This window comes from Verruconatronum alginivorum (assembly GCF_056590205.1).
The window spans coordinates 4,921,698-4,944,934 of sequence record NZ_JBWPVQ010000001.1 but is presented as its reverse complement, the minus strand read 5'-3'; the positions used below and the strand labels follow the sequence as shown (position 1 = coordinate 4,944,934).

The window sequence follows — 23,237 nt, the reverse complement described above, 5'->3', positions numbered from 1 at the left end:
ATTCGTATGTTATCCTGTCCATCCTTCCGGAACCATGAAGCCAATCTCCCGAGTCGCTGCCTTGTGCTCGTGGGCGCTCTGCCTCGCCAATGTCGCCGAGGCGTCGCTCGCCCAATCGTCCCTCGACAACGGCACGATCATGGTCGGCGTCAACACGACATTCTACGGCGGCGCCATCACTTACCTCAGCCTTTCCGGTTCGGCTTACAACCTGATCAACAATCACGACCGCGGCAGACAGGTCCAACAATCCTACTACGCCGGCCAGGCCATCGACCGGCGGAGCGAAGGGCAGCGGAACAACTGGTCCCCGTGGCCCTGGAACCCGATCCAGGTCGGGGACGCCTACTTCAACTCTTCACCGGTGCTCGACCATCACAACGACGGTGAAGAGATCTACGTCAAGACTCATCCGCTCCTGTGGGATATGAACAACGAACTGGCTGAATGCCACTTCGAAACCTGGATTCGCCTGCGCGACAACCAGGTGGTGGTGCGCAACCGGCTCACCAAATTCCGCACCGACGACCGCTGGGAACCGGTCGCCCGGCACCAGGAACTGCCGGCCGTCTACACCATCGCCGATCTGCCGCGCCTTTACACCTATGCGGGCGACGATCCGTTCACCCACGCCCCCTTGACCCGGATTCAAAACAGCGGTCCCCCATGGGCCTATTGGGGACAGGGCGGGCGTCATGAAAAGTGGGCCGCGTTCGTCAACAACCAGGATTGGGGCGTCGGGGTCTATTATCAACATACCCAACAGTTCATCGGGGGATTCCACGGATCGCCCGGTGGCGGAACTTTCGCGGCATCGACCGGTTACATCTCCCCGTTGCGAACCTTGACTCTCCAAAAGGACACCATCTTCGAATACGAATACGTCCTGATCGTGGGCACCCTCGACGAAATCCGGCAACAGGTTTATCAATTCGAAGGCTTGGTCTACGACGATCCGCCGGGGATCCCGGAGGTGCTCTTCTCCGACACGTTCGCCAACCCGGGGCCGGGTGATCAGTTTGTCACGGTCACCGGCAATGGCATGCCGCCTTACAACGAGTCCCTCGCCGGACAGACGGGAACCCTCGCTCCGCTCACCTACACCATCGGAAACAACGGCAATCAACCCGGCAAACACCAGATCCTCGCCGCGGACCAGCGCCTCACCCACTCCTCCCACACCGCGGAATCCGTCCGAACGGCATTGTCCGAGAACTTTCAATACAACCGAATGCGAATCGAGGTCGACATGATGCTGGCGGCCGGCGCCGCCCCGCCCTGGGCCTCGCTGGTGCTCGGCCACGACGCCATCGCCAGCCAGAGCGGCAGCACCAACCTTTTTACCATCCGCTTGCAGTCGAACGGCGCGATCATGGTGAAACCGGCCGGTGCCCTGGCAACCGACCCGACCCTCACGTTCCCGGCCGGCACCGCCAATCCAAACGGCACCATGACTTCCTTCCGGGTCGATTTCACCAACACCGCCTGGGACGGATCCGGCACCCTGACGCTCAACGCCTTCGTCGACAAACACGATGGCGCCGGCTTCCGGCAACTCGACCTCGATCCCGACGACTTTGACAACCGAAGCTACATCCGGGAAGGAGGCTTCCTGAACAACTACATCACCCTCTCCTCCCAACACGGAAACGCCAACCATCGAGCCAAATTCGACAACCTGGTCATCACCCGTTTTCTCGACGATTCCGGATACGCCGGATGGGCCGGGATCCACTTTCCCGATGCAGGCCCCGACTCCCACCCGGATGCCGATCCCGACGGCGACGGCATCGCGAATCTTCTCGAATACGCCTTCGCGGGAAATCCCAACCAGGCCAGCCGCGACCCGATTCCGGTCACCGCCGTCGCCGACGAATTCCTGAGCGTTCGCTTTACCCGCAACCCGAACGCCACCGACCTGACCTTCCGGGTAAAAGCCTCCCCCAATCTCCGGAACTGGACGACCATCGCCTCCGCCACCGGAGGTCAACCGTTCGTCAACAGCGGCGCCTCCGCCATCGAGATCGAAGGCGATGTCGTGACCGTCAGCGACTCCGAACCGGCCACCGGAAGCCGCCGGTTCCTGGCGGTCGAAATTGAAATCACCGATCCTTGAAAACACGCGCTGGAACCGTGACCATCACCTTTCTCAAAATGACACCTGCAATTAAAACCAAACCACTCGCCGTTTCCGTGCTGGGAGCCTGTCTCCTCGCCTCCTCCGCCTTCGGTTCCGAGGCGAAGCCGCCGAACATCCTGTTTATCATGACCGATGACCTCGGCATCACCGACCTCGGTTCCTACGGCAGCGATTACCATCGGACCCCGCACCTCGACGCCCTGGCCGGGGAGGGTATCCGGTTCACCCAGGCCTATTCCGCGAGCACGGTCTGTTCCCCCACCCGCGCATCGGTCATGACCGGGCGATTTCCCCACCGCGTCCATATCACCGACGCCCTCCCCTGGGATCGACTTCCTCCAAACCCGCGGCTGATCCCGGCCAACCACCTGAAGGAATTGCCCAACTACCACGCGACCTACGCCAAGGCTTTGCGGGAGGTCGGCTATTGGACCGCCATGTTCGGCAAATGGCACCTGGGGAACGAATACGTGTTTTATCAACAAAAGGGACACGAGACGTATGGCTTCGACGAGGTCTATGGCGCGGATTACAAATACATCAACGAAGTCGACAAAGCAGTCGATGTATTGACCGAACAATCACTCGACTTCATCGAACGAAACAAGGACCGCCCGTTCATCCTCACCCTTTTTCACCATACTCCACACATCCCGCTGGCCGTTCCTCCCGAATACAAGGCCCTCTACGATGACGTCCCCAAGGGCGAAATCCATCGGAACCAGGAATACGCCGGCATGATGTCGCACATGGATGACGCGGTGAAAGCGTTGCTCGACAAACTGGACGAACTCGAACTGGCCGACAACACCGTCGTCATCTTCACCTCCGACAATGGGGGCTTTCTTGGCGAGACCAGCAACCTGCCGTTTCGCGACGGCAAGGGGAGCAACTATGAAGGCGGCATTCGCGTGCCGTTGATCATCCGATGGCCGGGAGTGATCCAACCGGGGACGGTCTCCGATGTTCCGGTCCACAGCGCGGATTTTTTCCCCACCTTTCTGGAAATGGCCGCCCTCCCGCTTCAGCCCAACGCCCATCTGGATGGACAAAGCCTTCTGCCCATTTTGCGAGAGGAAGACGACGGATTCCCCGATCGCGACCTGGTTTGGCATCTCCCCCATTACCGGGGGACGAACACCCCTTCGTCGGTCTACCGTTCGGGAGATTGGAAACTCCATCACAGCATTCTCACCGATGAGTATGAGCTCTACGATCTGGGAAACGACCCGGCCGAATCCGCCGACCTCGCCTCCGACCATCCGGACATCGTCGAGCGCCTCGCCGCGGCACTGGCGCAGCATCTCGATGAGACCAACGCTCAGCGAATGAACCCGAATCCCGAATGGAATCCCTCCCGTCCCCAGGGTCAGAACCGCAACTTCGGCGCCTTCTTCCCGAAGCATGGCGGCACCTTCATCCTGATCAAGGACGAACCGTATCCGAGTTGGTTCAAACACGCGGACAGACCACAGGCTCCCCAATGATTACAAACATGGCCACCTTCCTTCGACCCTCGGTTTCGATACTTTCGCTCCTGGTTTTCGGATCGGCCGCCGCGCTCGCCGCCGCTCCGGAACGTCCCCGCCTCGACGAATCGTCGCTCGACAACGGGACCATCAAGGTCGGAATCAATACCACCGTTTACGGCGGCGCCATCACCTACCTGAGTCTTTCCGGGTCGGAGCGCAACCTGATCAACAACTTCGACCGCGGCCGTCAGGTCCAACAGTCCTTCTACGCCGGAGAACCGGTCGACCGAACCGCCGAAGGACAGCGGAGAAACTGGTCCCCCTGGCCGTGGAACCCGATCCAGGTCGGCGACACCTACTTCAATTCCTCCCGCGTCCTGGAATACCGCAACGACGGCGAGGAGATTTACGTCAAAACCCAACCTCTCCTCTGGGATATGAACGACGAACCGGCGGAGTGCCACTTCGAAACCTGGATCCGCCTCGAGGAAAACCGAGTGGTGGTGCGCAACCGGTTGACGAAGTTCCGGACGGACGACCTCTGGGTGGAAAAGGCCCGGCACCAGGAACTGCCCGCCGTCTACACCATCGGCGACCTCGACCGGCTCTACACCTACAAAGGCGAGCATCCGTTCACCGGCGCTCCCCTGACTCGGATCGAAAACAACGGTCCGCCTTGGGCTTATTGGGGCGAGGGCGGCCGCCACGAAAAATGGGCGGCCTGTGTCGATGAAAACCACTGGGGCATCGGTGTTTATTATCCGGAAACGGAACTGTTCGTCGGAGGCTTCCACGGCTCCCCCGGCGGCGGCCCTTTCTCCGCGTCCACCGGCTACATTTCCCCACTGCGGACCATGGTTTTGAAGAAGGACACAATATTCGAATACGAATACACCCTAATACTCGGTTCTCTCCAGGAAATCCGCCATTATGTGTATCAATCAGAAGGATACAATCCTCCACTCCACCGCGGAAAGTGAAACAGGCATTCCTGCCTGTGGTCATTGCGTTTATTGAGCGAAGCGGGCGATCCGAGTCACGGCCTGCGGATCGCATCGATCCCCTCCGGCGTGACCCTCAGGATGTCGACCGCGCCGCCGGGGAACCGGAGCTCCACGATAAACGTTTCGCCCTCGTCTCGTGTTGAAATCTCCGGCAACTCCTCTCCTGGATCCGCCGCCAGGAGGAGGGTGACGAAGCCGGGGTTCACCGCGTTCGTCGTCGCCTTTAAAACCGGATTCTGGGTCCGTTCACCGGTGATTCCAGCCTCCAGCGAGAGAGAGTCCCCGCGATGTCGAAGAAAAGAACGTGCAGTTGCGCACCCCGTCTGCTCCCGGTGACCACCGCTCGTCCGTTGGTCTGATCCACCTCAAAGGTGTTTTCCGGAGCGGTTTGCAGGAGCCAGGTAAAATCATGCCGAGAATCGTCCTTCTTCATCTCGTCGACCACGAGCAGATACGGTTGGGGCGCCCGTGCAAAAACCATATGCCGGATCGCCTGCCGCAGACCGACCCGTCGTCGATAGGCGTGGACGGCGTCGCCGGTCACGTGCACGAAATCTTCCAGATCCTCGAAAGCCACAAGCCTCCCTTGCACCGCCGCGGCACCGCCGTCGGTGTCCTGCCCGACTCCGTTGACAAGAATCGCATTATGGTCGGAGGTCTTTCCTCGATGGGCTCCAGGGTCGATCGCAAGCCTTTCGCCCCGCGCATAGAAAGTGAATGTATTTTCATCCGCATGGTACCAAACCCCCGTGATTCCCTCCCCCGAGGTAAAAGTCACCATTGAATCAAGATCGTCCCATCCGTCGCGAATCGTCACCTGCCCCCGGGCAAAACGTCGACTCAAAGGAAGGCCTGCCTCCTCCGGATGTTGCGGCTCGAGCTGCGGATCCATCCAGAGGTAGACATACGGAACAACGATTCCGCTGTGGGGCCCGCCGCTTCCGTAGCTGCCATCCCCTTCCTGGCAAAACAGTCCCTCCTGGCATCAACGAATGCTGATGTGGATCGATCCCCGCATCCGGATGGGAGGCAGCTGATAGTCGGATTGCCTTTACCTATCGGTCGTCAGCGGAATCGATCCCGACCGGTGCATTGCGGTTCGGCCCCGGAGAAACCGGGTTGGAACAGTCGGATCCCACCCGCCGACGAGCCCACAGCAGGAAAATGCCGACACTGATCACCCCGAGCGAAACCGCCAAAATCTGCAAACGGCCTCCCAACGGATTGGGAAAGATCAGAAAAGAGAGGATGAACACCCCGAGAACGACGGCTAACGTTCCAATGAGTTTCAATTGTTGGGCATCATTGGCGGCCCCGATCTCCGTTTCAAAGTCAACCGGGGTTCGGGTGCGGACAAAAAACTCGTCGACCTGAGCTTGCTCCGCGGCCGGCCGCATCCGATAAAAAGGGATGGTCGCAAGGTATGCGACCACCCCAACCACGCTGATCACGACGACCGTCAAATGGACTGGAATATCCATCAGACCGGTTTGCCCCAGGAAAAACGAGGTCATTGAAACCGATGCGCCCACCCCAAACGTGAACCAACCGGACCACATCGGCGTCCCCCGTACAAAAATCCCCATGAAAAGCGGAAGGAGCATAGGAACGAGGACCAGTCCGACCATTTTCAGAAAAATCTCGAACACCCCGATGGTTTGATTCACCCGCGAAATAAGAAGTGCAAGCGCGATGAGACAGATCCCGAGGCCGGAGGTAAAACAGCGTCCCAGGCGGAGCAAGTATTTCGGATCCTCGCTCGGAATGTTTCCCAGCAACCGCATCAACGCGGGATAACCGTTTCGAACGAATACGGCGGAGTTCGCGTTCAATGCGGTGTCGAGAGTGCTCATTTGCGCGGAAAACATGGCGACCACCATCAACGGCACGAAACCATTGGGAAGCAGTTGCATGCTCATGAACGCGTAAGAAACGTCGGTCGGGTTCGGCACCCCCAATCCTTCGATCTCCGCGGCGAAGAGCAGGCGGGCGACCATCGGAGGAATAAAGAAAACCGCCATGCCGATGACGCTAACCACCATCGCCAGCAGTGCCGCTTTCCGCGCGTGCCGGCCGTCCTTGCAGGAAAAATAGCGCTGACTCCCCATGATGCCGAGAATCGCGTATATCTGGATGACCCCCACGCCAATCAACCAACTGAATCCGTAATTCCCCCCTTTCCCGCCACGCGTCACCATGGCGAAGTCGTTCTGCAAGCCTTGAGATTTGACCGCCCCGAGAAACCCTTCGAATCCCCCGATGAGTTGCAGCGAAAGGATGGCCATCAACAGTGCCATCGAAAAGAGCACCAACCCCTGGAGAAAGTCGGCCGCCAGGATCGCCCAATTTCCTCCGAGCAGGGTGTAAAACACCACCACCAGACCGGTGACGAGGATCACCCGTTCGATTGGAAAATGAAAGATCGTCGAGGCAAAGAGGGAGAGTTGATAGAGCCCCAACGCCCCCATCATCACCACCATGACGATGCTGTAATAAGTGAAGAACTGCTGAAAACTGACGCCAAATCGGTCCCGGACCATCTCCGCAAACGTCGTCACTCGCGCCTGACGATACCAGGCGGCTATTCCCAGAAACAACAGCAGATAACAGACCGTGTTGACCACATAGATCCAATGGATGCTGAAACCCGAACGGTAAGCGACCCCCGCATTGGCAATGAACGTCTGGGTACTGATCCCGCTCATCACGATGCTCATCCCGACCAGCCACCAGGAACTGCGGGAACCAGCGCGGAAGTAGTCGGTATCGTCCTTGTTGAGCCGTTTGAAAATAAATCCGAGGCTCAACAAAAAGAGAAAGTAAACTCCGATTACGAGATAACTAAGTGAATTGGCGTGAACGCTTTCCATCGGAATCCGATACCTCGGACTCAATGATTCCGCAGCTGACTCATCACTTGCCGAACGATTTCCTCGAACTGATCGGTCGAAAACGCCCCCTCACCGGAAGCGCCGCGTCCGCAGGCAGCCGCCGCCTCGCTGAAACCGCATTCCGCCAATAGGCACGCCATCGTCCGACGGGCCTCCTCAATCTTCCCTTGTTCGGCCGGACTGATCGGCTGACGCGGGGGGCCCGGGCGGAATCCCCGCAATCCGACCCCCACCCGGAATCCTTCCGGAAAATTGCCCGCGAAGAGCATCGTGTTGATCAATTCCAGCAGCTTGAGTTGGACCCGTTTGCAGGAGTCGTAGTCGCCGGACTGAAAGTCGTCCCAAATTTTCACGATCGCCTCCGGCACCACACCAGCACTGGCGATGGTGCCACCGTCGCCCCCCATGATCAGGGTGGGAAAGAGAATCTCCTCGCACCCGACCAATACCGCGAAATCGGGACGCTGGGATTTGACCGAATTCAACGTATTCAGAAAACGCGGCATGTCCCGACTGCTGTCCTTCGTACCCACGATTCGAGGACAATCCAGGGCGAGTCGGCGAATAGTCTCGACCGGAATCTCATTCGAAAACTGAGGAATATTGTAGAGAACGATGTCGATCGGCGACTGCCGGGCCACCTCGCGGAAATAATGTTCGATGCTTTCCGGCGAGACCTTGAAAAAATACGGCCCGGTGATCGAAACAGCCCGGCAACCGAGATCGGCATAGCGGGCGCAGGCTTTCAATACGAGATCGATGTTCCCTTCAGCGGCCCCCGCCAAAATCGGACGCCGTCCCCGGGTCTCTTCGGCCACGATCTCGACCACTCGCAACCGCTCCTCGAAACTCAACCGGATGAATTCGCCGGTGCTCCCATTCGGGTATAAACCGCCGATGTTTTTTTCGATCAACCAATGGATGATTCGTCGAAGCTCCTCCTCGTTGATGGAACGGTCGTCGTTAAATGGAATAATATTCGGGCAGAAGATTCCACGAATGGGCGTCATGTCATTTCCGGGTTGAGTGTTGCGGATCGGTCGGTGGCGTCAGGGGCAGGTCGAGCCAGCAAAGGCCGATGTCCCGTCCCATATGGGAGGTCGAGTCTCCCGGCGCCGCATCATACAGGATGGCCAGTTTACCTTCATGGGGAACCACCGCCGGCATCCCGATGCAGCGCTTCGCCCAAATGCAATTGGAGCCGTCGAGAACCACCGCTTTGTCGGCGGGATCCCACTTCAGCGGGTCCTTAGACCAGTAAACCCAGATGGCGTCGGTGAATTCAGTAATCACCCCGTCCACCTCGCCCGAGCCGATATGGTTGGTGAAAAGAAACCAGGTCTGGTTGGCCGGTTCGTAATAAAGTGAGGAGTTTTCGATCTGTTCCTCAATCGGAACGATCGGGACCGGCGTCGGGGTCCATTCCGCATTGAGATCCCGGGTGACGGCGATACCGATGGTACGCTTGACCGAGTCGGGGTCGAGCCGGGAAACATCGTTATCAGGCAACGGATGGACACAGGTCGTGCCACTGAAATATTGAAGAAACGTTTCGCCGTGCGGGATGATGTAACCGGGGCTGGCGGTAAGCGAATACCAGGTGTTCTCCGTCGGGAGAAACGGCGTCACCGAGGGCTGCTTTTCCCACGGACCCGCCAACTTGCGCGCCCGTGCCTTCAACGTGAGGTAAGGAAATGACGGCACGTAATCCGGTGCCGCCGTGGCGTTGGGCGTTCCCAGGTAGAACATGTGCCACCAACCGTCGTGGTGGATCATCCACGGCGACGTGGCCGCCGCGCTGTCGGGACTCCCGGGTGCACCGAAATCGAGGACCGGTCCCTTCCGTTCCCAGGTGAGAAGATCGCGACTGATGGCCAGGCAAGCCAGCCAGCCTTTGGGCCCACAGCCGTCATAAAAAAGATGATACAGACCGTCTTCCTGGTAAACCACCGCTTCCCGGACGTTGCGAATGTCACAGTCGTCCGGCCCTTGACCATGCGAAAATACCACGCCTTGGTCCCGGGCTGGAAGCCGGATGGTCGCCACCGGGCGCCCGTCATGATAGCGAGTGTTCGGCGGATGGATCGTTGAATCGGTCATGTCGAAGTCGATCGGGTAAGCCCCATACCGAAGCGGGTTCTCGTCCGCAAGGCAAGAAATAAAGTGTCGTAAATCCGAAATACAATTTGCTAGAAATCAACTCCGGGCACGCCATTGGCCGGGCGTGAGCCCCCGGTGGCGTTGGAAATCGTAGATCATTCGCTGGGGCGCGCCGAACCCGCAGCTATAAGCGATCTCCTTGATAGTGAGACTGCTTTCGGCGAGGAGAATTTCCGCCCGGGCGATCCGCTGTTGAATAATGAAGCGTCCGACCGGTCCGAGCCCCGCCGCATCAAAGCGGCGCTCCAAGGTCCGCCGTTCCAGTCCGCACACGGTCGACACCTGGTCGACGTGCAACGGGCGGTGGCAATTGTTCTCGATAAAGCGGACCGCCTTCTCCACTGGCGGCTCCAGTTGCGGCCCCGAATGTTCGGGAATCGCGGGATCGCCGCACGACTCCAGCAAAATGGCCAAAGCCCGGGCGCCCCACGAGGGTAGATTGCGGAGCGGATCGGCCAGAACGTCGTTTCGAAGCCGGTCCAAGCGGGCTTCCATCCGCGAACTGAAGCGATCCGGGAGCAACACGCAGTCCGCCGGAAGTATGCCGGCCCGCACGAATCCGTGAATCGCGGCCCCTCGGAGGCAAATCCATTTTTCCACCCACCCGGTCGCCGGTAGCGGCCGGTAACGGTGCCATTGCCCCGGCACGATCAGGAATCCGTGCCCGGCCCGGACTTCAACCGGATCCTCTTCGGCCGCCTGCCACTCCCCCGCTCCTTCCACGATCAACACCAGGGCGAAATCGGACAAAACACGCCCCTGGTTCCAATCGAAAGCGAATTCTTCCGGATGCCCCTGAACCGGATAAACTTCGGACCGGCCATATGCCAGGGAACCGATTGAGGTCAGATAACACCCACCTCGCATGGCCGCGGCGTTCACCGGGGGATAATGAAACGTATTCACCGGATCATGGTTGGCGAATCTCGTGCCGAAAAGCCAGAACAATTTGTCGTAAATTCGTAATCGACGAGGTTTGCCACTCTAGCGGTTCCGCGAGATGATTCCATCAACTATGAAAATCACCGGGATCAAATTGTACACCATTTCGAGCGGCGACACCGGGGCCCGCGGGGCCGCCCAGGGGGAATCCCAGTACTGGGGCGGGGGCTGGCAGGCCCAGACGCTGATCGCCAACCCGATGTCGGTTCATTCCAAGTATTCGCGGATACGGTCCCTCTGGATGGGACCGGGTCAGGATCCCTACGCAATCGAGATCGAAACCGACGAGGGGGTGACCGGCAGTTGCGTCAACTACGGGGGCGGAGCCTTCGCCTGCGCCGTGATCGAGCAACACTTCAAGCGGTTCTTGATCGGACAGGATCCGTTCAACATCGAGTTGATCTGGGATCAGATGAACCGCTCCACCCTGCCCTATGGCTTGGGGGGAATCACCAACATGGCGATGGCCGGGGTCGATTTGGCTCTCTATGATCTGGTGGCCAAAGCGCTCGGAATTCCGGTTTACAAATTGCTCGGCGGAAAGACCAAGGATTCGATCCCGTGTTACGTCACCATTCACCCGGATTACGCCGAGCACTGGAAGGATCGCGGTTTTTTGGGGGTCAAGATCGCCGCCCCGTGGGGCGTCGAATCGGGTCGCGAAGGGATCCTGAAAATGGCCGATCTGATCGGAAAACTCCGTCAGGATCTGGGAGAGAAGATGGAGGTGATGGTCGACTGCTACCTCTCCTGGGATGTGGAATTCACCTGCCGGGTGGCCGAACGGGTGCGCGAATACGACGTCAAATGGTTCGAGGATCCCCTGCAAAACGGATGGGCCACCGATCAAAACGCCTACCTGCGGGAACGCATCGCCCCGATTCAACTGGCCACCGGCAACCTGGAATATCATTACAAGGCGTTCCACAACATCATCGCCAACCGGGCCACCGACATCATCCAACCGGAAATCCAGTGGTGCGGCGGTCTCACCCCGACCCGACGGATCGCCGCAATGGCCAAACCATACGACATGCAGGTGATTCCCCATGGGGCTTCCGTATATAATTACCATTTCGTGCTCTCCAACACCAATAGCGCCTACGCCGAATTCCTCAGTACCGGCGAAGGCAAGGAACTCCACCCGATCTTCGACACCATCATCGGCGAACCACTCCCGGTGAACGGGCACATCACCCTGGACGAAAAGAAACCGGGTTTTGGAGTAGAGCTCAATTTCGATAAACTTAAACCTTACGTTCCCTGATGCCGAATGAAAAAACACTGAGCGTCGGCGTGATCGGCGCCGGCTGGTGGGCGACTTTCGCCCATATTCCCGCGATCCTCGATCATCCCCGGGCCACGCTGGCGGCGGTCCAGTGCCGGACCCAGGAGAAGGCCGACCGGGTCGCCAGAGACTTCGGAGCCGGACGGGCTTTCACCGATTACGAAGCCTTGCTCGACCTCCCGGAGCTGGACGCCGTGGTGATCGCCACCACCCCCAATATGCATTACCGGCAGGCCAAAGCCGCCCTGCAAAAAGGGAAACATGTCCTGCTGGAAAAACCGATGACCTTCACCGCCGGCGAAGCCCGCGAATTGTGCGATCTGGCGGACGAGAATGACCTGCAACTGCTGATCAGTTGCCCGTGGCATTTCACCAGCCACGGTCTCGAAGCACGGGAAATGATTCGGAAAGGCGAGCTGGGAGAGATCCGAATGATCTCGGTTTTAATGACCAACCCGATCGACAAACTGCTGACCGGAATCAACACCACCCCGACCCATGGCATGGACGAGGTCTATGTGGAGCCCTCCAAAGGATCCTACAACGATCCGGCGATCGCCGGCGGCGGACAGATCTATTGCCAGATTTCCCACGCGGCCGCCTATCTAAAGTTCCTGACCGGACTGAAACCGGCCGAGGTGTTCGCCAAAATGGATTTCGCCGGCTCGCCCAACGATATCTACGACGTGTTAACGGTCACCCTGGAGAACGGTGCGCTCGTTTCATTGGCCAGCACCGCCGCGACCCCGTTGTCGGAGAGGAACTACGAGGTCCGGGTTTACGGGACCAGGGCGATCCTCCTGATGGAGCTGTGGAACGGCACTTGCACGTTCGTTCCGTTCGAGGGGGAACGACGGGAACTTCCGCAAATCCCGGCGCAGGACCGCTACCCCGACAAAGCCCCCTTGAACAATTTCGTCGACGCCGTCCTCGGAGTCGCACCCAACGGATCCGACGGCCGCCTCGGGCTCGCATCGATGGAAATCATCGAAGCCGCCTGCCAATCGGCCAAAGCCGGCAAACCGGTGACCATCCATTAAATCACGAAAGGAGACCATGATTCGCAAAGCTTTTATGATGCAGGTTTTCCCCGGCTGCGAAGCCGAATACGAGAAACGCCACAATCCGATCTGGAACGACCTCGCCGCGGTGCTCCGCGAGCATGGCGCCCACAATTATTCGATCTTCCTGAACGAGAAAACCGGGCAATTGTTCGGATACGTGGAGGTCGAAGACGAAGCCCGCTGGGCGGCGATCGCCGAGACCGACGCCTGCAAACGCTGGTGGGAGTTCATGAGCGATGTGATGGAATACAACGACGACGGAACTCCGGCCGCGACGGAGCTCCGGGAGGTTTTCCATCTCGACTGAGTCGAGAGCTAAGGATGATTCGAAAACTGACAGGAATCACCTGGGATCACAGCCGGGCGCTCCCTCCCCTGGTTGCCACGGCGCAACGCTACGAGGAGACCCATCCGGGGGTCCGCATCCGCTGGGAGAAACGGTCGCTGCATGAGTTCGGCCACATGCCGGTCGACGTCCTGGCGGAAAAGTTCGACCTGGTGGTCATCGACCATCCCTGGGCCGGTTTCGCCTTCGCCCGCTCCTTGCTCCTGGACTTAAACCAGCACCTGCCCCGGGAACGGATCGATGAATTGAGCCAACACTCGATCGGCGCCTCCTTCGACAGCTATAACTACGAAGGCAAACTCCTCGCGATTCCGGTCGACGCGGCCACCCCCGCCCCGAGCTGGCGTCCCGACCTGCTGGAACGGGCGGACGTCTCTCCCCCGTCCACTTGGCGGGAATTGATCGAGCTCTCCCGGCGGGGACTGGTGATCATGCCGGGATGGTCGGCCGATCTTTATCTCAATTTCCACATGCTTTGCGAAGCGCTCGGCGGGCAGTGCTTCACCGACCGGGAACGGATGATCGACCGCGAAACCGGATTGGCCGCCCTGGACCTGTTGCGGGACCTGGCCGACGGGATGCCGGCGTCGATCTTCGAATTGAACCCGATTCGTCTCGCCGAAAAGTTGTCATCCGCCGACGAATACGCCTACTGCCCGTTCGCGTATTCCTACCGCAACTACTGCCGCCGGGGTTTCGGCAAACATTCCCTCCGTTACGGGCCGCTGATAAAACTCGATGATGGGCGTCCTCTCCGCAGTGTAATTGGGGGCACCGGCATCGCGGTTTCCCGAAAATGCCGAGACATCGAGCTGGCGGTCGACTATGCGCTCTTCACCGGAAGCGCCGAGGTTCAACAGGGAATCTATACCCTCGCCGGGGGACAGCCTTCGCGGACCGAAGCATGGGAGGACCCGGAACTCGACCGCATCTGCGGTGGGTTTTTCTCCGGAGCCGGAAAGGCCCAGCGAGAGGCGATCGTCCGTCCCCGCTACGACGGGTATGTGCCGTTGCAGGAAAAAGGCGGGGAAGCCCTCGCCCGTTGCCTGCGCGACGGAGCAAGCCCGGCGGCGGCCTTGGACGAACTCGACGCGGCCTACCGGTCGGGGTTGCCTCCCGGTCCGCTTCCATTACTCTGATCACCTTGAAAAACCAACTTATAAAACGGCGGCGGACTTTTCCCCAAACGCGATCGCAATGATCGAAACCTTTCTAAACTGAAATGACTGACCCGATGATTCGATTCTCCTGCGCCGACTTCACCTTCCCGCTCCTGCCGCACGACAAGGTGCTGGCTCTGCTTCGGCTGCTCGACTTCGACGCGGTCGATCTCGGAATTTTCGAGGGACGTTCGCATCTTTATCCGAGCACGGTCTTGAGCGACATCTCCGGCCAGGCCGACCGATTGCGCCGCCAGTTGGAGAACCACCGCCTGGCCGTATCCGACGTTTTTTTACAAACCGGAGAAGAACCGCCGGTGGCGGCCGCCAACGCTCCCGATCCGGCGGTGCGTGAACGCAACCGCGCCACCTTCCGAGGAATGCTGGAATTCGCCCGCCGTCTCGATTGCCGGCACCTGACCGGACTTCCCGGCGTCGCCCACCCGGGAGTCGAAGCGGAGAAAGATAGGGAACTGGCGATGCAGGAGGCCGCCTGGCGGGTAAACGCCGCCCGGGAGGAAGGAATCGTTTACGCCATCGAACCGCACGTCGGATCCCTCTTGTCCGATCCCGAATCGACCCTGAGGTTTCTCGCAGCGGTCCCCGGCCTGACGCTTACCCTCGACTACGGCCATTTCATTTACCAGGGGATGGAGGATTCCGTCGTCCACCCCCTCCTGAACCACGCTTCGCACTTCCATGCCCGCGGGGGCGCCAAAGGGCAACTGCAGGCGACGGTGAAGGGAAACACGATCGATTTCGCCGAGATCATCCGGCGCCTCCGTTCCAGGGACTACGACGGGTATGTATGTCTTGAATACGTATGGGTCGACTGGGAAGGATGCAATCGGACCGACAACATTTCCGAAACCCTTCTTCTGAGGGACTCACTCGCCGCCGTCCGATGATCTCGCATCAGCCGAGGTCAGAAAAGCTCCGGGAGAACGCCCCCGACCGGACGCTCTTCGTCGACTTGGGCACGAACGCGGAGATCGCGCTGAAAGCCAACGGCAAACTTTATTGTTCGGCCGTCCCCGCCGGTCCCTCGTTCGAAGGAGGCGGCCTTGCCTGCGGATCCAGCGCCATCCCCGGCGCCATCGAATAAGTCTGGAACGACGGCGAGGAAATCCACTGGAGCACCATCCATAACGAACCCGCCACCGGCCTCTGCGGATCCGGCGTGATCTCCTTCGTGGCGGCGGCCTTTCGCGCCGGCATCCTGCGCAAGAAAGGACGCTTTGCCAGACGCCATCCAAAAGTAGAACGCAAGAACCTGCTCGGCGAGGGGGAGAAGGTGTATTCGCTGACCGATGACATCTACGTCAGCGAAACCGACATCAGCACGTTCCTCCAAGCCAAAGCGGCGGTTTTCTCCGGAATCATCACCCTCTGCCGCGTGGCGGAGATCGAAATCAACAATTTGAAAAAAGTTTACCTCGCCGGAAACTTCGGTCGGAGGGTCGACCTCCACGACTTGATGGACATCGGCATTCTCCCTCCTTTGCCGGAAGAAGCGATCGAGGTTTGCGGGAACACCTCCCTAAAAGGCGCGATCAACGCCACCGTGGACGCAGGTGCTAAAACCCGCATGGAGCGGCTGATTCAGCGGCTCCAATTCGTGGAGCTCAACGAACAACCAAGTTTTCAAGACGACTTTATCAACGCCCTTTTCATCCCCCACTTAACCCTCGATTTTCGTCCGACGGATAACACGACCTCCAAGTGAGCGAGAATCGCTCAGCGGGCTGGATGCAAGGAATCGAACGTCCCCGACGGCACCATCATCCTGACCCTCCGACTGGAACGCTCCGCCAGTCCGCTTTCCGCACGTCAGCCGACGCCCAGGGAAGCCCCTGGCTGCACCTTGCCCGGGTAAAGCGTGCGACTTACGGCTGCAAGTCCCCGGCCGGACGCCTGCTGCATTTACCCATACAGTTTTCGGAACCATCAAAGCGGTTGACCCTTGATCGGCGACCGAACAAGGGAAAAAGTAGGCTACGTCAATTCGCCTAACCAAAAAGTATTTATGAGTATTATCACGAAAATTTCCGCCAAGGCCGTCTTGTCCCTGGCAGTCTGTTCCTCCTGGCTCATCGTTCCTTTACTGACGGCACAGGAGAATCTCTTAACCCTGTCGCTGGACCGCGAGAACGGCATCTATCACGAGGGTGAAACAGCCCGGGTAACGGTTGAGGTCAACCCCGACACTGCCGCGGAGAGCGGATGGCAAGGCCGGATAACCGTCAGGAATGGCTGGCGAGGTGAGCCGAGGGAGATGAATTGGAAGGTCGGGCAGGGATCGTATACTTTCGAAGTACAGGACCCTGGGCCCGGATTGGTCCTGGCTGATGCGGCATTGCTTCGCGATGATGACGAAAGTTCGGCGCACAACGTGACAATCGGCCTTCTGTTTCAACCCTCCTCCATTGAGCTTTCCACAGCGGAGCCTGCTGATTTCGATGACTTCTGGCAGAGCCAGATGGCCTCCTGGCGGGCCCTTCCCCACACAGCGGAGCTCACTCCGGTGGAATCGTCGCAGAGCGGTTTGGAATCCTGGAACCTGACAATTGACATTGCCGGGGAAATGCCTGTCTCCGGGTATCTGTCACGGCCAAAAGATGCTGGCCGGCAATCTTTGCCCGCGATCCTGATCCTTCACGGTGCGGGGGTTCGGAGTGCCAATCTGTCCGTAGCTGAATACTGGGCCGGACAAGGCTTTCTGGCTCTCGACATCAATGCCCATGGTCTGCCAAACAACCAATCCGACGCTTACTACCAGGAGTTAAGTCAAAACCAGTTGGCCCGTTATCGCAGGGATGGCGTCCTTTCCCGGGAAGAGTGGTACTTCCGGACAATGTTTCTGCGGGTGATTTCAGCGACCGACCACCTCGCATCCCATCCCGACTGGAACCAGCGCGATCTGGTCCTCTATGGTTCCAGCCAAGGGGGGGCTCAAGTCCTGGCGGGTGCCGGGCTCGACCCCCGGGTATCGTTGGCCGTGGCCTCCGTCCCAGCCATGTGTGACCTCTCCGGCTATCTTCTGAACAGAGAACCCGGTTGGCCGAAGGCGATGGCGGATACCACCCCCCAAAGCCAGCGCGAACAGATCAACCGGACCTTCCAGTACTATGATGGCGGTAACTTCGCCCGCAGGATCGAGGCCCCGCTGATCGTTTCTCTTGGACTCATTGACCGAGTCTGCCCCGCCGACGGAATTCAAGCGGCCATCAACAACGTCCCGGGAGAGGTCATTCCACTTTACCGTCCGGATATGGCCCACCTTTTCCCCTCAGACATCCGGCTGGAATTCCTGCAACACATCCGCCAAAAACTGCGATTACGTTAAATGAGCTAAACCAAGGCTGTTTCATCTGGCCGACAACCCTCCCGCGGTGGAGCGTCTGCCCTGTTGGGGTTCCGGCTTCAGCTGGTTTTAGATCGAGGCGGGAATCTCGACTCCGGCGGCCTCAAGCAGTGTCGGCACAATATCGCGCATCTCAACCACCTCGTCCCTCACGGTTCCGCGTGAAAGTCCTAGGATTCCGGATAGGTCATAATCATCGGGTCAAGTAGGCTCGAGCTTACCAATAGAAGGCCCGCGAGAAGCGACGCGGTGCGAGACGGGCATAGGGATTTAAACATCATAAAGTAATTTTGGACATGCGGGAATGATGGTTACGCAAAGCAGTTAATGTTAACTCATCCGCCCATTTATATAACGTATTAATAGATTATCGGCGAGCTTCCCTCGCTTGATACTGAGTATATATATGCATCGCGAAAAAAAATCCTCAACTGCACCGGAATTCCGGCGAGCTCAACGCCAGTTCGCCCATCCCACGACAACTGGTACCTCTTCACATCGAGTCCCCGGATGATCATTCTTTCCCTTTCATAACCGGGGATCGTCCTTCCATCCTCCAACACTAGCTCCGCCATCACGTAACTTTGCTGGTGCGAATGGTACCGTTGTCTCCGTGGCGCATCTTGCCAGGAAACGTCAGCATTGATCTCCATCGGTACGGCGGGCATGGTAAAGATTGGTGTTGAACACTAGCGTCCAGCTAAGGGGCCACCTCGGATTTGTAAGTAACGGATTTTCATGATCTAAAGAGGTGAGTTTGTTGTGACGTATTTGAAGCTTGGTCTGGTGTTCGGGGCGGGCTTATTGAGACTGGCCTCATGAACGAAGGCCGTCTCATTTTCACCCAAGTAATGGATACGCTGCACCGCGAGCAGTTTGAGCGTTGCGTTGCTCTCTACCCGATGCCTCGCCAGAGTCGGGGAATGAGCGCACGTGACCAATTCCTGGCAATGGCATTTGCGCAGATCACATTTCGCGAAGGATTGCGTGATATCGAAGCTTGTTTACGTAACAGTCAACATCTCTACGCCATGGGAATTCGGGGCAACATCACCCGAACCAACATTGCTTACGCGAACGAGTTTCGGGATTGGCGAATTTATGAAGCGCTCGGCCAAATTCTCATTCGTAAGGCGCGCCGCCTTTACGTCAACGAGCCGAACGGCTTGGAGATGGATGAGATGGTTTACGCGGTTGACGCCTCGACTATCGACCTGTGCCTTTCTATTTTCCCGTGGGCGAAGTTCAGAAGAACGAAGGCGGCGATCAAGCTGCATACCCAGATCGATCTTGCCGGCTCGATCCCTGTGTTCATCAGCATTACCGATGGATCAATTCATGACGTCAACTTTCTCGATCGCATGGCATTTGAGGAGGGAAGCATCTATGTTTTTGATCGTGCCTACCTGGATTTCGCCCGCCTTTTCCGTATCCATCTGGCTGGTGCATTCTTCGTTATTCGCAGTAAATCCAATACCCGATTCACCGTGTGTGAATCTCGGCAGGTTGATAAATCCACTGGTCTCAGATGCGATCAAGTGATCGTCTTGCGGACGAAAAAGGGAAAACGGGATTACCCTGACCGCCTTCGCCGTATTTCTTATTTCGATACCGAAACAAACAAGCGCCTGACATTCCTTACAAACAATTTAACGTTGCCTGCGTTAACCATCGCCGCGATTTACAAGAGCCGCTGGCGGATCGAACTCTTCTTCAAATGGATCAAGCAGAATCTTCGAATAAAAGCATTCTACGGAACCAGTGACAACGCGGTGCGCACCCAGATATGGATCGCCACGTGCGTCTACCTCATGGTGGCCTGTCTCAATAAGGTCCATGGACTCGATGAAAGTCTCAGCCGAATTCTACAAATCTTGAGCGTCAACGTATTTCAGAAGACCCCTATGAATCAGCTATTTGCAAACTATAATAACGGAAAACCCGCGAATGATATTTCGAACCAACTGGTATTCAAGGACTTTTAACTGGACGCTAGTGGGTGTTGAAAACTCCGCATTCGCCCGAGAATATACCCCCGCGAACCGATCTTGATCTAAACTGTACACAGTCGATCCTATGATAAATCTAAGTTCATCATTAACCAGAATGGGAGAATGTGTAATTCGCTTCCAAGGCACGATGCTCCCGAAAGACGTTGCAGACTGTCCCTGGTATGGACGCCTCCAATTCGATGCATTATCACTAATCCACCATTCTGCATAAAGGTGCGGTCCGTGCAATTCACCTCTCGTTGAATTTGGATTTACAGCCTGTGGACTGGGAGCATAATTTAATACCATGGCTACATAGCGATCATTGTAGTAAAACCCCTGCATCGCATAAAATTCCAGTTCATCCGGATCCATCGCATCTGGAACGATCAAATCTTCTACAGGAATCCTAGGGTATTCTAAACGCGCTTGTCCCACACTTGTATTCGGCGCCCAGTTTTGACCGTCAGGCGAACTGCGCAGATGCAAGACCCTCCGGGTGTTGCCGCCGAGGTTATCAGGATATTTTTTCGCCCACTGCTGATAGGTCGTCTGCAAGGAAATATACTCCTCCGGCTCCCGGCTCCACAATAAACCAAAAACCTCGTGATCAGAAAACAAGGGCTCATTCCGGAGAAGCTGCCAATTTGATCCGTCGGCACTGCCATACGCCCACATCCAATACGGAAGCCCCTCCGCTGGATCCGGACGAGAGGTGCGGAGCATGATCATTTCTCCCGTCCGCTCGTTCCGCGTAATTCCACTAGGTCCCACCCAATTCCGATCCTGTGACTCCGTGAACAACACTTGCTCGTCCTCGAATAGAACACCGTCCCTGGTGTGGTAGCGAATTAAACTCCATTCGCCTTCCCGCATGCGAACAGCGTATAGCCACCATCCGTCTCTCTTCGGCTGACTTGATAAGGCATGGTAAAATGCCGGCAGAGTCGCCCCTCGATCGGTCCGAGCTTCCCCCTGAAGACGTATCGCACCAGCCTTGAATGATAAGCGGCCCCAAGGATCCACCACATCGTCAGATTCCATAAACAAGAATCGAATATCCTCCCTCTTCCCGCCGCTTGCAGCCACCTCCGTTCCATCTGAAGCAAGTGCCGCATTTACCGCTCCTGCCGTCCCCGGCGAGAACGTTTCATCCAAGTGAACCCGGCCGCTGATCCTGGGACCTCTCTCTCGCCCGAGGGCCAGATTATTTTGACTTCCCGTCGCAGAATCTCCCCATGCGAAGATTCGAAAAGCCACACTCTGGGGTCCTCGGATCCCTTGAATTACAGGGAACTGGGCCAATTCGATTGGGGGGATCTCCTCCCCGTCGCCACCACTACTGACCATCGCGAACCGAGCGACCGAAAAGCCTTCAGTTCGGAAATCATCTGTGCTGACCTGCACATCAAGGTAACGAGGAGAATTGGGGCCTGACCGACGCACTACCAACTCGAGCAAATCCAGTGAAACCTCGTACCCGGCTTCGACCACGAAATTAAACTGAAAATATGCATCGGTCCGAATAGAATTCAATAAAGACGGACTCTCTCGATTCCACCCTTGCGCACCCAGTGCACGACTTACTGAAACGGGGATGAGGCCCGGGCCCAACTCCAACTCTCCTATTGTGATCCCTGCCGAGGAGTGCCGGCTGTCCCAAACATGCGTTAACGGATAATCGGCGATGATTCTGCTGCTATTCCCGGAAGTGACGCCTGTCGCCGAAGAAACAAGAACAAAGGTGAGAAACAGTTGGCTTCTAACGCGCAACTTCATCTCAGTCAACGCGCTGGTCTCGCGTTTCCGCCCGCCTGCGACGCAACCAGGCTATGGTTGGAGTCACCCATATGAGTATTACCAGGATCCCCAATACAGCGGCGACCGGACGGGAGAAGAAGGCAAGGAGGTTTCCTTCCGCTGCCGTCATCGTCTGAATGAAGCGCTCCTCAAGCGGAGGTCCGAGAATTATGCCCAATACAACGGGACCCAACGGAATGTTGCGTCGATCGAGAAGAAAACCGAGCAGCCCCATGGCGCCCATCACCATCACATCAAAATAACTTCCGTTGATAGCGTAAGATCCCGCGATACAGAACAGAAGGATCAGGGGTAACAATATCCGCTTCGGGATAATCTGAATGAAACCGCCCGCCCGGATCGCAGCGATTCCAACAACGATGAGAACCAAATTGGCTAAAATAAACAAAATATAAATGCTATGGACGACATCAGCCTGATTAATGAAAATGTCGGGCCCCGGCACGATATCCTTCATCAGCAGAACTCCGATAATGATTGCGGTAACGGAATCGCCGGGAACCGCGAACACAAGCGCCGGCACCCACGCCCCGGCGAGGGCCCCACTTTTTGCTGCCGCTCCATCCCCTACTCCCTCCAGGGACCCGTTCCCGTAGTCCTGGGGTTTCTTCGAAAAACGCTTTGATGCGGCAACCGAAACCCAAGACGCGATATCCGCCCCCGCTCCCGGCAGCATTCCAACAAACGAACCGACCGTCCCCGAGCGAAGCGTGTGGGCTTTGCGGCCCCAAAGCATTGGAAGCGTATTACGAAAAAGAACCCCGACGGAAGCATCCGTCCAACGAGCCATTCTACTCGGGGCCACGGCCTTCGGGGGGGCAATGATCGCCGTCACCCGTCCCCCATCTGAACCAGGATCATCACCGTTTTCCACTGCTCCCCTCGGGTCGATCTCGGGCTGTTTTCGCTCCTGATCGAAAGAACAGGCGTGCCGCAAAATCTCCGAGACCCCAAACAATCCAATCATGGCCGGAATGAAATTGATTCCTTGAAACAATTCCGGCCAACCAAAGGTTAAGCGTGCCTCAGCGTGAATCGCACTCAACCCGATAGAGGCCAAGAGGAGGCCGATAATCAATCCAAGCAAACCGCGTAGCGGTGATCCTCGGGATACAACGACCGCGCAAGTGAGACCTAAAAGATACAACCAAAAATATTCGACGACACTGAAGGTGCGTGCGGCAAACGATGCCAGAAATGGCGCAAACAAAATCAAAATAACCACTCCCACCAATCCTCCCGCCACGCTGAAAAGAAGACATGTCCCCAATACCTGCTCTCCTTTTCCTTGTTGGGTAAGGTTGTAGGCGTCATCCGTATAGGCAGCGCTCGCGGGAGTCCCCGGTATACGTAAAATCGCATTCGGGATGTCCCCGGCGAATATGGCGCAGACCACCAAGGTAACCAGGGCCGCCAATGCGGGAATTGGCTCCATGAAATAGACCACAGGAATCAGCAGGGCGACCGCCATCGTGGCCGTGAGGCCGGGAACCGCCCCCATAAAAACACCATAACAGGCAGCCAGAACGATAACTCCCCATACGTAGGGGTCGAACAAAACCTGTTGGATCGCCTGTGCAAATGCTCCTTCCAT

18 protein-coding genes and 1 pseudogene are annotated in these 23,237 nt (G+C 57.6%); 11 read left to right on the top strand and 8 right to left on the bottom strand.

The window, feature by feature from the left end; translation table 11 throughout:
• Positions 1-34: 34 nt before the first annotated feature.
• From ACWUI2_RS18140 to ACWUI2_RS18130, 3 genes are read left to right on the top strand one after another with little or no spacing between them, the layout of a single operon-like run.
• Positions 35-2,116, top strand: a complete 2,082-nt coding sequence (locus tag ACWUI2_RS18140) for a hypothetical protein (RefSeq protein ID WP_486984258.1) — start codon at positions 35-37, stop codon at positions 2,114-2,116.
• 38 nt (positions 2,117-2,154) lie between these two features.
• Positions 2,155-3,627: a sulfatase gene (locus tag ACWUI2_RS18135; protein WP_486984257.1), complete on the top strand. Its 1,473-nt coding sequence runs from the start codon at positions 2,155-2,157 to the stop codon at positions 3,625-3,627.
• 8 nt (positions 3,628-3,635) lie between these two features.
• Positions 3,636-4,592 carry a hypothetical protein gene (locus tag ACWUI2_RS18130; RefSeq protein ID WP_486984256.1) on the top strand — a complete coding sequence of 319 codons (957 nt, stop codon included), beginning with the start codon at positions 3,636-3,638 and terminating at the stop codon, positions 4,590-4,592.
• Positions 4,593-4,648: 56 nt separating this feature from the next.
• Here ACWUI2_RS18130 and ACWUI2_RS18125 read toward each other — a convergent pair whose 3' ends face one another.
• The 6 genes from ACWUI2_RS18125 to ACWUI2_RS18100 all read right to left on the bottom strand — a co-directional run bounded on the left by ACWUI2_RS18125 (position 4,649) and on the right by ACWUI2_RS18100 (position 10,573).
• Complete coding sequence (locus ACWUI2_RS18125; protein ID WP_486984255.1) at positions 4,649-4,822, bottom strand: hypothetical protein; 174 nt, start codon at positions 4,820-4,822, stop codon at positions 4,649-4,651.
• A gap of 17 nt (positions 4,823-4,839) precedes the next feature.
• Entirely contained in the window at positions 4,840-5,508 is a 669-nt protein-coding gene (locus ACWUI2_RS18120) for a heparinase II/III domain-containing protein (RefSeq protein WP_486984254.1), read from the bottom strand.
• Positions 5,509-5,671: 163 nt separating this feature from the next.
• Positions 5,672-7,486, bottom strand: coding sequence for a sodium:solute symporter family transporter (locus ACWUI2_RS18115; RefSeq protein WP_486984253.1), 1,815 nt, complete (start codon positions 7,484-7,486; stop codon positions 5,672-5,674).
• 20 nt (positions 7,487-7,506) lie between these two features.
• A complete protein-coding gene (locus ACWUI2_RS18110; protein ID WP_486984252.1) occupies positions 7,507-8,517 on the bottom strand; it encodes a dihydrodipicolinate synthase family protein in 1,011 nt (336 codons plus the stop codon).
• A 1-nt stretch (position 8,518) separates the two neighbouring features.
• Entirely contained in the window at positions 8,519-9,607 is a 1,089-nt protein-coding gene (locus ACWUI2_RS18105) for a glycoside hydrolase family protein (protein ID WP_486984251.1), read from the bottom strand.
• A gap of 96 nt (positions 9,608-9,703) precedes the next feature.
• Positions 9,704-10,573, bottom strand: a complete 870-nt coding sequence (locus tag ACWUI2_RS18100) for a helix-turn-helix domain-containing protein (protein ID WP_486984250.1) — start codon at positions 10,571-10,573, stop codon at positions 9,704-9,706.
• Positions 10,574-10,682: 109 nt separating this feature from the next.
• On the opposite strand from ACWUI2_RS18100, the gene ACWUI2_RS18095 reads away from it, so the two are divergent.
• From ACWUI2_RS18095 to ACWUI2_RS18060, 8 genes and pseudogenes are all read left to right on the top strand, one after another.
• Complete coding sequence (locus ACWUI2_RS18095) at positions 10,683-11,876, top strand: enolase C-terminal domain-like protein (RefSeq protein WP_486984249.1); 1,194 nt, start codon at positions 10,683-10,685, stop codon at positions 11,874-11,876.
• Entirely contained in the window at positions 11,876-12,937 is a 1,062-nt protein-coding gene (locus ACWUI2_RS18090) for a Gfo/Idh/MocA family protein (protein ID WP_486984248.1), read from the top strand. The genes ACWUI2_RS18095 and ACWUI2_RS18090 overlap by 1 nt, the downstream gene beginning before the upstream one ends.
• A 16-nt stretch (positions 12,938-12,953) precedes the next feature.
• Positions 12,954-13,268, top strand: coding sequence for an L-rhamnose mutarotase (rhaM, locus tag ACWUI2_RS18085; RefSeq protein ID WP_486984247.1), 315 nt, complete (start codon positions 12,954-12,956; stop codon positions 13,266-13,268).
• A gap of 14 nt (positions 13,269-13,282) precedes the next feature.
• On the top strand, positions 13,283-14,446 hold the full coding sequence (locus ACWUI2_RS18080) for an ABC transporter substrate-binding protein (RefSeq protein WP_486984246.1): 1,164 nt from the start codon (positions 13,283-13,285) through the stop codon (positions 14,444-14,446).
• An 83-nt stretch (positions 14,447-14,529) separates the two neighbouring features.
• Entirely contained in the window at positions 14,530-15,375 is an 846-nt protein-coding gene (locus tag ACWUI2_RS18075) for a sugar phosphate isomerase/epimerase family protein (protein WP_486984245.1), read from the top strand.
• Positions 15,291-16,193, top strand: a pseudogene (locus tag ACWUI2_RS18070) (ATP-binding protein). The gene ACWUI2_RS18075 and the pseudogene ACWUI2_RS18070 overlap by 85 nt, the downstream one beginning before the upstream one ends.
• Positions 16,194-16,493: 300 nt before the next feature.
• Positions 16,494-17,813, top strand: coding sequence for an acetylxylan esterase (locus tag ACWUI2_RS18065; protein ID WP_486984244.1), 1,320 nt, complete (start codon positions 16,494-16,496; stop codon positions 17,811-17,813).
• An 836-nt stretch (positions 17,814-18,649) separates the two neighbouring features.
• Complete coding sequence (locus tag ACWUI2_RS18060; RefSeq protein WP_486981265.1) at positions 18,650-19,816, top strand: IS4 family transposase; 1,167 nt, start codon at positions 18,650-18,652, stop codon at positions 19,814-19,816.
• On the opposite strand, the gene ACWUI2_RS18055 is transcribed toward ACWUI2_RS18060, so the two are convergent.
• Both ACWUI2_RS18055 and ACWUI2_RS18050 read right to left on the bottom strand, forming a co-directional pair.
• Positions 19,745-21,601 (bottom strand): hypothetical protein, encoded by a 1,857-nt coding sequence (locus ACWUI2_RS18055; protein ID WP_486984243.1) that lies wholly within the window; start codon positions 21,599-21,601, stop codon positions 19,745-19,747. The genes ACWUI2_RS18060 and ACWUI2_RS18055 overlap by 72 nt on opposite strands.
• A gap of 1 nt (position 21,602) precedes the next feature.
• Positions 21,603-23,237, bottom strand: coding sequence for a tripartite tricarboxylate transporter permease (locus ACWUI2_RS18050; protein WP_486984242.1), 1,635 nt, complete (start codon positions 23,235-23,237; stop codon positions 21,603-21,605).

Bases quoted from the DNA above. Each gene is read 5' to 3' on its own strand.
- ACWUI2_RS18105 (WP_486984251.1), bottom strand. From the start codon at position 9,607: ATGACCGATTCAACGATCCATCCGCCGAACACTCGCTATCATGACGGG.
- rhaM (WP_486984247.1), top strand. From the start codon at position 12,954: ATGATTCGCAAAGCTTTTATGATGCAGGTTTTCCCCGGCTGCGAAGCC.
- ACWUI2_RS18080 (WP_486984246.1), top strand. From the start codon at position 13,283: ATGATTCGAAAACTGACAGGAATCACCTGGGATCACAGCCGGGCGCTC.
- ACWUI2_RS18055 (WP_486984243.1), bottom strand. From the start codon at position 21,601: ATGAAGTTGCGCGTTAGAAGCCAACTGTTTCTCACCTTTGTTCTTGTT.
- ACWUI2_RS18060 (WP_486981265.1), top strand. From the start codon at position 18,650: ATGAACGAAGGCCGTCTCATTTTCACCCAAGTAATGGATACGCTGCAC.
- ACWUI2_RS18115 (WP_486984253.1), bottom strand. From the start codon at position 7,486: ATGGAAAGCGTTCACGCCAATTCACTTAGTTATCTCGTAATCGGAGTT.
- ACWUI2_RS18075 (WP_486984245.1), top strand. From the start codon at position 14,530: ATGACTGACCCGATGATTCGATTCTCCTGCGCCGACTTCACCTTCCCG.
- ACWUI2_RS18065 (WP_486984244.1), top strand. From the start codon at position 16,494: ATGAGTATTATCACGAAAATTTCCGCCAAGGCCGTCTTGTCCCTGGCA.
- ACWUI2_RS18140 (WP_486984258.1), top strand. From the start codon at position 35: ATGAAGCCAATCTCCCGAGTCGCTGCCTTGTGCTCGTGGGCGCTCTGC.
- ACWUI2_RS18090 (WP_486984248.1), top strand. From the start codon at position 11,876: ATGCCGAATGAAAAAACACTGAGCGTCGGCGTGATCGGCGCCGGCTGG.
- ACWUI2_RS18095 (WP_486984249.1), top strand. From the start codon at position 10,683: ATGAAAATCACCGGGATCAAATTGTACACCATTTCGAGCGGCGACACC.
- ACWUI2_RS18130 (WP_486984256.1), top strand. From the start codon at position 3,636: ATGGCCACCTTCCTTCGACCCTCGGTTTCGATACTTTCGCTCCTGGTT.
- ACWUI2_RS18050 (WP_486984242.1), bottom strand. From the start codon at position 23,237: ATGGAAGGAGCATTTGCACAGGCGATCCAACAGGTTTTGTTCGACCCC.
- ACWUI2_RS18135 (WP_486984257.1), top strand. From the start codon at position 2,155: ATGACACCTGCAATTAAAACCAAACCACTCGCCGTTTCCGTGCTGGGA.
- ACWUI2_RS18110 (WP_486984252.1), bottom strand. From the start codon at position 8,517: ATGACGCCCATTCGTGGAATCTTCTGCCCGAATATTATTCCATTTAAC.
- ACWUI2_RS18120 (WP_486984254.1), bottom strand. From the start codon at position 5,508: ATGGATCCGCAGCTCGAGCCGCAACATCCGGAGGAGGCAGGCCTTCCT.